The sequence below is a fragment of the Affinirhizobium capsici genome, from assembly GCF_977018625.1.
The window spans coordinates 351913-360748 of record NZ_CDRNXD010000007.1; the positions used below are offsets into that span (position 1 = coordinate 351913).

Genomic DNA, 8836 nt, shown 5'->3' on the forward strand with positions numbered 1-8836 from the left:
CGCGAGGTGAGGATGGATAACATGAACATCATCGGTCAACCTATTGCGTTTTCCGCAGCAGATGGACAGCAGCTTGCAGGTTTTCTTTGGCTTCACCGGGATAGTGGCCAACAACGATCAGCCGTTTTGATCTGCAGCGCCACCTCAGTCCAATGCCGCTATTATGCGCGCTTTGCGCACTACCTGTATGAAAACGGCTTCAACGTGATGACCTTCGATTATCGCGGTATCGGCGCCTCACGTCCAGCCAGCCTCCGTGGCTTGCAAGCCGACTGGGCGGATTGGGGCGAGCATGACATAGAGGGTGCAATCCGTCATCTCATAGATACCGCACACCCGGATGAATTGCTCTGCGTAGCGCACTCCATTGGCGGCTTTGCCTTTGGTCTTGCACCTTCGTCCGTACGGTTTTCCCGTATTGTCACAGTCGGTGCCCAGTTTGCCTATTGGCGGGATTACGCGAAGGACAAGCGTCTGGGGATGTTCTTCAAATGGCATTTGGTCATGCCCGTACTCACACGAATATTGGGATATTTCCCAGCAAAGCGCTTGCGCTGGATGGAAGACACACCGGCGGGTGTCGCTTTGGATTGGGCCGGAATGGGGCCAGCTTTCGAAACAAGTCTTCGCCAGGATGCGGCAACGACTGGTAAGACGCGCTCAAGCGAATTGAAGCGCCGCCTCTCGAAGGTAAGGGCCTCTATTCTGGCTCTTGCCGCAGTTGACGATCCCTTCGCAACCTCCGCCGCCACTCAGCGCCTGTTGAGTTATTACACTGGCAGCCAGTGCACCATCCAGCGTCTGGACCCCGCAGCGGCAGGCGTGGCATCAATTGGCCACTTCGCCTATTTCCATGATCGCTTTCGCAACACGCTTTGGCCGCTTGCCGTAGAATGGTTGAACGCCAGCCAGGACACCTAAAACAAAAAAACCTCCCCAGGCAGGCCGGGGAGGTTTAAACCTCTGCTTGGAGAAACAGAGGAACTTGACTGGAGCCATCTGCGCTCTCCCAAGCAAGCTTGGGGTGGATCAGAGCCTCATCTAACTCAAGGTTATCTTTAGCAACTTTTGAATCAGATGTCTCTAAAAAAATGGAAATCCAGTAAAATTTCGAGGTACCCAGAGATCACGTTATGCGTGACCAAGCTTAATTCAGCAAAGGTACCAACATAAACATAAAAAAGCCCAGCTGTGAGGCTGGGCTTCTTCAATCAAACCTTCAAGAGGTCAGATTAGAACGAACGCTGAAGACGGACGAAACCGTCCCAAGATTCGCGTGTACCTTCGGTGTCGTTGTAGTTCACAGCGATCTTCGTGGAGAGGTTCGTTGCGAGCTGGTAGTCGAACGTCAGGCCAGCCTTCCAACCGTCACGATCGCCATCGAAATCGCCAGAAGCGTTCTGGTCGATGTTCCAGAAGTACTGGAAGCCGGGGGTGATCTTGAACTTGTCGGTGACCTTTACAGCGTATTCAGCTGCAACAGTCCACTCAGACTGGTCGTAGTAAGCGTTCTGGCCAGAAGCCCAGATTGCTGCGAGGCCGAGCGTACCCGGGCCGAGGTCAGCAGTCATGATGCCGCGAACTGCGCCATTTTCCTGGTCGGTGTCGTAACCGCCGAGAACAGCGATCTTAGCAGGACCGAATGCGCCGCCGATGATACCTTCGATACCAACGTTGTTGTTTGGCTCAACAGCGCGTGCAGTGTTGACGGAGAAGGAAGCGCCTTCCAGTTCGTCAACAGCGAGACCAGCGTAGAATGCGCCAGCTGTGTAGGTGTAACGGATCGCGTTGAAGCGAGTCGTGCCGTTAGCAAGGTTGTCGGTTTCGCCAGAGAGACCGTCATCCCACCAGTTGTAGAAGAAACCAACCTTGAGGCCACCGAGTTCGATGAAGGCCTGATCGATGGCAACGCCACGGGTTGCATTGCTGTCTGCATCGCCGCGCAGGCCGATGAAGCCACGGAGCGTGCCGAGTTCAGAATCCGAACGTGCGTCGATGTCGAGCTGGCCGCGTGTGAACGCATCCCAGTCAGACGTACGGCCGTTGGTTGCGAGGTTGCCGCGGTTTACGTCAACCTGGAAACGAACGTAGCCACCGATCTTGAGGCAGGTTTCAGAACCAGGAATGTAGAAGAAGCCAGCGCCGAAAGCGTCGCAAACGCGAACGTATTCCATTGGCTCCGGCTCAGCGGCTACGATTGCGTCGGCTGCCTGAGCGCCGGATACTGCTGCGAGAGCTGCAGCGGAGCCGAGAAGAAGGCTCTTGATGTTCATAATGACCTCCAGTCATGTTTTTCGTCTGGCAGCGCAGATCTGAAAGCGTTTCCCTGCCACGATGATTTGCGCTGGACGTTAAATGGCAGAAGAATCGGCACACGCGCAATCATTCATGCTCGAATGAATTTAAAAAGCAGATTCTAAATTGAGGTATGTAGCAATTGCGCAACAACTAGTTATCAGAGACTTAACAAAACCGCAGTGTCACGATCTCAGCAACCGCGTGGGAGGCTCGCTCTTACAAAAAAAGCGCCTCTCGCGGGAAGCGAAAGGCGCCTGATATCCAAAAGCTAGGTTCACTTGCCTGTCAGATTCTCTGTCACCTTCTTGAAGAAGTCTAGGTTCTCCTTATCCCAACCATTTGGCTGAGGCGGAGCATCGAGCTTCACGATCACCAATTTCTGAGTAGGATCGATGTAAATATACTGATTGAAGAGGCCTATCGCCGCATAGGCATCAGAGCCGAGTATAGTCCACCATTGGTAACCGTAGCCGAGGCTGAGATCCGGATCGGCCGGTGTGGGATCTGGCGTCGTGGCGGTCGCGGCCTTTACCCATTCCTGGGGAACAATCTGTTTGCCGTCGGCCATTCCGCCATTCAGGAACAACTCCCCAAAACGACCATAGTCTCGAAGGACAGCATTATAGCCGGCCCCGTAGAATTCGCGTCCAAAATTATCTGGCCCATCAAGCACGAAGAATGCGTCCGCCTCCATTCCTGCGGGCTTCCAGATTTTCTCGCTCAGATAGTTTGCACCCTTACCGCCGATGGCAGCTTCCAGCACACAACCGAGAACTGATGTATCGAGTGTCGCATAGTTAAATGCTTCACCAGGAGCCTTTAGCGTCTTGGCTTTATCCCGAGCATAGTCACACCAGCGATAATTGTAGGCGACGAGGGCATTATCATGAACCTCGGTCAACTGCGTCTTGCTGCCAAACTCATAGACCTCCTTCCAGTCAACTCCCGATCGCATCTGTAGCAGATCCTTAATTGCCACATTGGCGTAGGCAGAGTTCTTCCAATCCGGCAGATAATCAACCACCTTGTCATTCAGGCTCTTGATCTTCCCGTCAGCGACCGCAAGCCCAATCAATGTCGAGGTGATGGACTTCGCCATGGAGAACGACATAAAGCGTGTCTTCTCGGTGCTCCCGTTGCGATAGATCTCCTGAATGATTTTTCCATCTTTGATGACTAAAAGGGCGTTGGTCGAAGTGCTTTCGAGAAAATTATTCAGCGTTTGCGATTTGCCGCCAAAGGAAAACTCATCTCCTATAGGGCGAACGTCCTTCGGAAAAGGTTTGACTTTACCACCTGCAGCAACCGAACGGGTGGCGAAGAGTTGGTCCATGTGCTGGAACGTCAAATAATTGAGATGGGAATCCAGCATACCCGCCCGAGCATTGATCATAGTAGGCGTTGTCCATTTGGATTCTTCCGCCTGTACTCCAACCGTCGACAGTGCCAATGCTAAGAAAACTGAACTGGACCTTTTAAATTTCATAGCTAACCTCCCGTACATATGAAACCCGACGACGATGGCTCATCATGCAAGGTCAGACTATCCAGGCGGAAAAAGCTGAAATGCCGCAATCTTGGGCAGTCGGTCAGATTCAACGATGGACGACAGTCGTCAATGAGATTTCTGAGCTCTCTCAAAGCGCGCACGGTTGGCATATTGAGACCAGACAACTCGGTAGAGGCCGTTTTGAAGCCAAGAACAAGTCAATCGCGATAGGCCAAATCCAGATAACAGAAGAAAAAGTCAACGTTTCTATTGCGCAGGAAAGTTATAGCCCGACCGAGAAAGCCTGTTTGTTATTCCCGCTAGGGAACAGCTGTATTTGGCGTGTCAATGCGAAAGAACAACCAATAGAGGCTGTAGCATTGAGATACGGAGAAACAGAGCTTCTCTCAGTACCCAGCGGAGAAAACCGTCTGTTACACGTCGAAATCCCGCTTCATTATCTCGCGCAGTTCACTGGCGCAGTCGCATCAGTAAGGGTACGAGGCAGGCAAGATGATGAATTGAAGGATTGGCTCCTCTCTCTCCTGCATGGTATCGACGACCACACGTCTCTTCAGCCTTCAGACGCTTCAATATTGGAGGAGCTTCTGCTTCTCAGATTGGTCGGCTGTGTAGGCGATTTCCGCGGATCAGGCGGTCTGCAGCGATCACCTCACGGGATGCTGAACGCCCTGCGTAACTTGGAGAAAACTATCTTATCACCGAACTGGGAGGCGGGCACATTAGCATCCACTATTTCGAGCTTCGAATTGAGTTTGAGGGATTTAAATACTGCGACGTTTGATGCCTACGGTTTGTCAGCGCATGAGTGGTACCGCTTCATCAGATTAAATCGCGTCCATTCGGGATTGCTGAGTGGCATGTACCCGAGCGTTACGAGTAGTGCGATGGATTTTGGTTTTTACCACCTTGGTCGTTTTTCTTGTGCGTATCTTGATATGTTTGGTGAGACTGCAGTTTCGAGCTTTCGTCGTGGGCGAGGGTTTAGGGTCTGATGCTGTGTTTGGCACTGCGATGCGTTTTGGATCGTGTTGCGTGCCGGTTTTTCTGTTTTTCTTGCTTCACGGTTGCTATTTCTTGTTGCGGCTTATTCTGCGGTTTTGTGTTTGAGCGTCGGAGTTGGTTGGGCGCATGAGGGTGGAAGGTATTGCGGGCTGAGGTCGGGCACGGCTGTGTCGCGCACCCCAGCCCTCCGCTACGGGCGTAAAGACAACGACCGGAAGCTGCGGAGCGAAGCCGGAACTGGATAAGGTTTTGGGCAAGGTCAATAGGGCTCGAGCCTCTGGTTTATGAGAGGCTTCGATGAGGCCTTGTGGGGAAGGCTTTTTGTATTGGTGTGGGGATTTTGGTTGGTTGCGGGGGCAGGATTTGAACCTGCGGCCTTCAGGTTATGAGCCTGACGAGCTACCGGGCTGCTCCACCCCGCGTCACCAAGATTACCGGGTTATGCCCGGGAGCGACATCAGGCTTGCCTGACGAGGTGAGGCCGATTTCGTAATCGATTGAGTATCGATTACCGGCCGAACGGGCAGCTCCTCTCCCGCGTCACCAAGATTACCGGGTTATGCCCGGGGAGCGCATGAGGTAATTCCTGATGCTTTAATGCAGTGGATTGATTTCCAGATCCATTGCGGTTTGGGCAGCTCCTTGCCCATTTTCAGTTGGCTGTACGGCAAAAGGGTCGCTTTTGGCGACCCTTCATTCGGCTGGGCCGATGTTTGTTTTCGGATGAGAAGATAATGATTGCCTTTAGCAGACCTGGCAGCGACCTACTCTCCCGCGTCTTAAGACGAAGTACCATTGGCGCTGGGGCGTTTCACGGCCGTGTTCGGAATGGGAACGGGTGCAGCCGCCCCGCCATAACCACCAGGTCGGCTAAGGGCAATCAGATGAGAAGCTGGTACAGGCACTTACCTGTTTGCAGATTTGAACACGTCACCCGCAACGTTTCTTTCCTGTTGGTATGCGTTAGGCACCCATACAGGCCAGAGGCCGTCGCCGGTCGTCCGGCGCCCTCGCGGAGCATAGGCTCCTTTGAGCCGCTCATGCGTGAGCGCTGAACAGATGATCATCGATTTATCGATGAGCATGAACAATGAGAACGATCAAGCCAATCGGGCTATTAGTAAGGCTAAGCTTCATGCGTTACCGCACGTCCACACGCCTCCTATCAACGTGGTCGTCTTCCACGGCCCTGATAGGGAATACTCGTTTTCAGGTGGGTTTCCCGCTTAGATGCCTTCAGCGGTTATCCCTTCCATATATAGCTACCCTGCTATGCCGTTGGCACGACAACAGGTCCACCAGAGATATGTCCATCCCGGTCCTCTCGTACTAGGGACAGATCCTGTCAATATTCCTACACCCACGGCAGATAGGGACCGAACTGTCTCACGACGTTCTGAACCCAGCTCACGTACCGCTTTAATTGGCGAACAGCCAAACCCTTGGGACCTGCTCCAGCCCCAGGATGCGATGAGCCGACATCGAGGTGCCAAACAACCCCGTCGATATGGACTCTTGGGGGTCATCAGCCTGTTATCCCCGGCGTACCTTTTATCCGTTGAGCGATGGCCCTTCCACGCGGGACCACCGGATCACTATGACCGACTTTCGTCTCTGCTCGACTTGTCAGTCTCGCAGTCAGGCGGGCTTATGCCATTGCACTCGACGACCGATTTCCGACCGGTCTGAGCCCACCATCGCGCGCCTCCGTTACTCTTTCGGAGGCGACCGCCCCAGTCAAACTACCCACCATACACTGTCCCGGACCCGGATAACGGGCCGCGGTTAGACATCCATGACGATAAGGGTGGTATTTCAAGGATGGCTCCACGAAGACTGGCGTCCCCGCTTCAAAGCCTACCACCTATCCTACACATGCCGACACGAATGCCAGTGTAAAGCTATAGTAAAGGTGCACGGGGTCTTTCCGTCTGACCGCAGGAACCCCGCATCTTCACGGGGAATTCAATTTCACTGAGTCTATGTTGGAGACAGCGGGGAAGTCGTTACGCCATTCGTGCAGGTCGGAACTTACCCGACAAGGAATTTCGCTACCTTAGGACCGTTATAGTTACGGCCGCCGTTTACTGGGGCTTCGATTCAGAGCTTGCACCCCTCCTCTTAACCTTCCAGCACCGGGCAGGCGTCAGACCCTATACGTCGTCTTATCGACTTCGCAGAGCCCTGTGTTTTTGATAAACAGTCGCTACCCCCTGGTCTGTGCCACCCCTTCCTACTTGCGTAAAAAGGGGTCACGCTTCTTCCGAAGTTACGCGTGCAATTTGCCGAGTTCCTTCAACATAGTTCTCTCAAGCGCCTTGGTATACTCTACCTGACCACCTGTGTCGGTTTCGGGTACGGTCTATAATGGTGGAGCTATTTCCTGGAACCGCTTCCCCGCACACTCAATCCAATAAGAATGTACAAGTTACGCAATCCGTCACTACCACCAGGCCCACGAATATTAACGTGGTTCCCATCGACTACGCGTGTCCGCCTCGTCTTAGGGGCCGGCTAACCCTGCTCAGATTAACTTTAAGCAGGAACCCTTGGTCTTTCGGCGAGGGAGTCTCTCACTCCCTTTATCGTTACTCATGTCAACATTCGCACTTCCGATACCTCCAGAGGCCCTCACGGGTCCTCCTTCACAGGCCTACGGAACGCTCCGCTACCACGTGGATAAATCCACATCCTCAGCTTCGGTGCATGGCTTTAGCCCCGTTACATTTTCGGCGCAAAGACCCTTATTTAGACCAGTGAGCTGTTACGCTTTCTTTAAATGATGGCTGCTTCTAAGCCAACATCCTGGTTGTTTTGGGATCCTCACATCCTTTCCCACTTAGCCATGACTTGGGGACCTTAGCTGGAGGTCAGGGTTGTTGCCCTCTTCACGACGGACGTTAGCACCCGCCGTGTGTCTGCCGACTAGTACTCCTCGGTATTCGGAGTTTGGTTAGGATCAGTAAGACGGTGAGTCCCCATAGCCCATCCAGTGCTCTACCCCCGAGGGTATTCGGTCGACGCTCTACCTAAATAGATTTCGCGGAGAACCAGCTATCTCCGAGTTTGATTGGCCTTTCACCCCTAGCCACAAGTCATCCCAATCTATTGCAACAGATGCGGGTTCGGCCCTCCAGTTGGTGTTACCCAACCTTCAGCCTGCTCATGGCTAGATCACTCGGTTTCGGGTCTAATGCAACTAACTAAATCGCCCTATTCAGACTCGCTTTCGCTGCGCCTACACCTACCGGCTTAAGCTTGCTAGTTACACTAAGTCGTTGACCCATTATACAAAAGGTACGCCGTCAGCCTTGCGGCCTCCGACTGCTTGTAGGCATCCGGTTTCAGGTTCTATTTCACTCCCCTTGTCGGGGTGCTTTTCACCTTTCCCTCACGGTACTTGTTCGCTATCGGTCATGCACGAGTACTTAGGCTTGGAGAGTGGTCTCCCCATGTTCAGACAGGATTTCACGTGTCCCGCCTTACTCAAGGACAATAGGTCAACTTACGTCTACGGGGCTATCACCCGCTACGGCCGACCTTTCCAAATCGTTCGACTTTTCTTCCTATTGCCACTGGCCTGGTCCGCGTTCGCTCGCCACTACTTGCGGAGTCTCGGTTGATGTCCTTTCCTGCAGGTACTTAGATGTTTCAGTTCCCTGCGTTCGCTTCTTACCCCTATGTATTCAAGATAAGATACCTTATAAACAATGCTTAGAAACCCAAGCCGTCATCGCTGACAGTTTGGATTTTCTAAGCATTTAAGGTGGGTTTCCCCATTCGGATATCCATGGATCAAAGCTCATTCGCAGCTCCCCACGGCTTTTCGCAGCGTATCACGTCCTTCTTCGCCTGTGCATGCCAAGGCATCCACCAAATGCCCTTACGACACTTAATCGTTCTCATTGCCAATGCTCATCATTCAGCCAACCATTCTTCAGAACAGCCAACAGACCGGGTTACCTTTTACAACCCAGTCAGATCAATAATGCCATCGACGTGTTCGATCCGGTCACTTTATTG

The 8836-nt window shown here is 52.9% G+C and carries 4 protein-coding genes, 1 tRNA gene and 2 rRNA genes; 2 read left to right on the forward strand and 5 right to left on the reverse strand.

Going from position 1 to position 8836, the window contains the following annotated elements:
* Window positions 1-21: 21 nt before the first annotated feature.
* The gene (locus AC0JZ1_RS19890) at window positions 22-921 is read left to right on the forward strand and encodes an alpha/beta hydrolase family protein (RefSeq protein ID WP_471884173.1); all 900 of its coding nucleotides are present in this window, start codon (window positions 22-24) and stop codon (window positions 919-921) included.
* Window positions 922-1232: 311 nt separating this feature from the next.
* Here the strand turns inward: AC0JZ1_RS19890 and AC0JZ1_RS19895 are convergent, their stop codons facing one another.
* Together AC0JZ1_RS19895 and AC0JZ1_RS19900 are read right to left on the reverse strand one after the other, a co-directional pair.
* The gene (locus AC0JZ1_RS19895; protein WP_471884174.1) at window positions 1233-2273 is read right to left on the reverse strand and encodes a porin; all 1041 of its coding nucleotides are present in this window, start codon (window positions 2271-2273) and stop codon (window positions 1233-1235) included.
* A 299-nt stretch (window positions 2274-2572) separates the two neighbouring features.
* A complete protein-coding gene (locus AC0JZ1_RS19900) occupies window positions 2573-3802 on the reverse strand; it encodes a serine hydrolase domain-containing protein (protein WP_471884175.1) in 1230 nt (409 codons plus the stop codon).
* Between the two features lie 26 nt (window positions 3803-3828).
* On the opposite strand from AC0JZ1_RS19900, the gene AC0JZ1_RS19905 reads away from it, so the two are divergent.
* Window positions 3829-4803 carry a helix-turn-helix domain-containing protein gene (locus AC0JZ1_RS19905; RefSeq protein WP_471884176.1) on the forward strand — a complete coding sequence of 325 codons (975 nt, stop codon included), beginning with the start codon at window positions 3829-3831 and terminating at the stop codon, window positions 4801-4803.
* Between the two features lie 355 nt (window positions 4804-5158).
* Here the strand turns inward: AC0JZ1_RS19905 and AC0JZ1_RS19910 are convergent.
* From AC0JZ1_RS19910 to AC0JZ1_RS19920, 3 genes are all read right to left on the reverse strand, one after another.
* Window positions 5159-5235, reverse strand: a tRNA-Met gene (locus AC0JZ1_RS19910).
* Between the two features lie 329 nt (window positions 5236-5564).
* A 5S ribosomal RNA gene (gene rrf / locus AC0JZ1_RS19915) occupies window positions 5565-5679 on the reverse strand.
* Window positions 5680-5909: 230 nt separating this feature from the next.
* A 23S ribosomal RNA gene (locus tag AC0JZ1_RS19920) occupies window positions 5910-8711 on the reverse strand.
* Between the last annotated feature and the right edge of the window lie 125 nt (window positions 8712-8836).

Coding starts and splice junctions, on each gene's coding strand:
- AC0JZ1_RS19890 (WP_471884173.1), top strand. CDS start 22: ATGAACATCATCGGTCAACCTATTGCGTTTTCCGCAGCAGATGGACAG.
- AC0JZ1_RS19905 (WP_471884176.1), top strand. CDS start 3,829: ATGCAAGGTCAGACTATCCAGGCGGAAAAAGCTGAAATGCCGCAATCT.
- AC0JZ1_RS19900 (WP_471884175.1), bottom strand. CDS start 3,802: ATGTACGGGAGGTTAGCTATGAAATTTAAAAGGTCCAGTTCAGTTTTC.
- AC0JZ1_RS19895 (WP_471884174.1), bottom strand. CDS start 2,273: ATGAACATCAAGAGCCTTCTTCTCGGCTCCGCTGCAGCTCTCGCAGCA.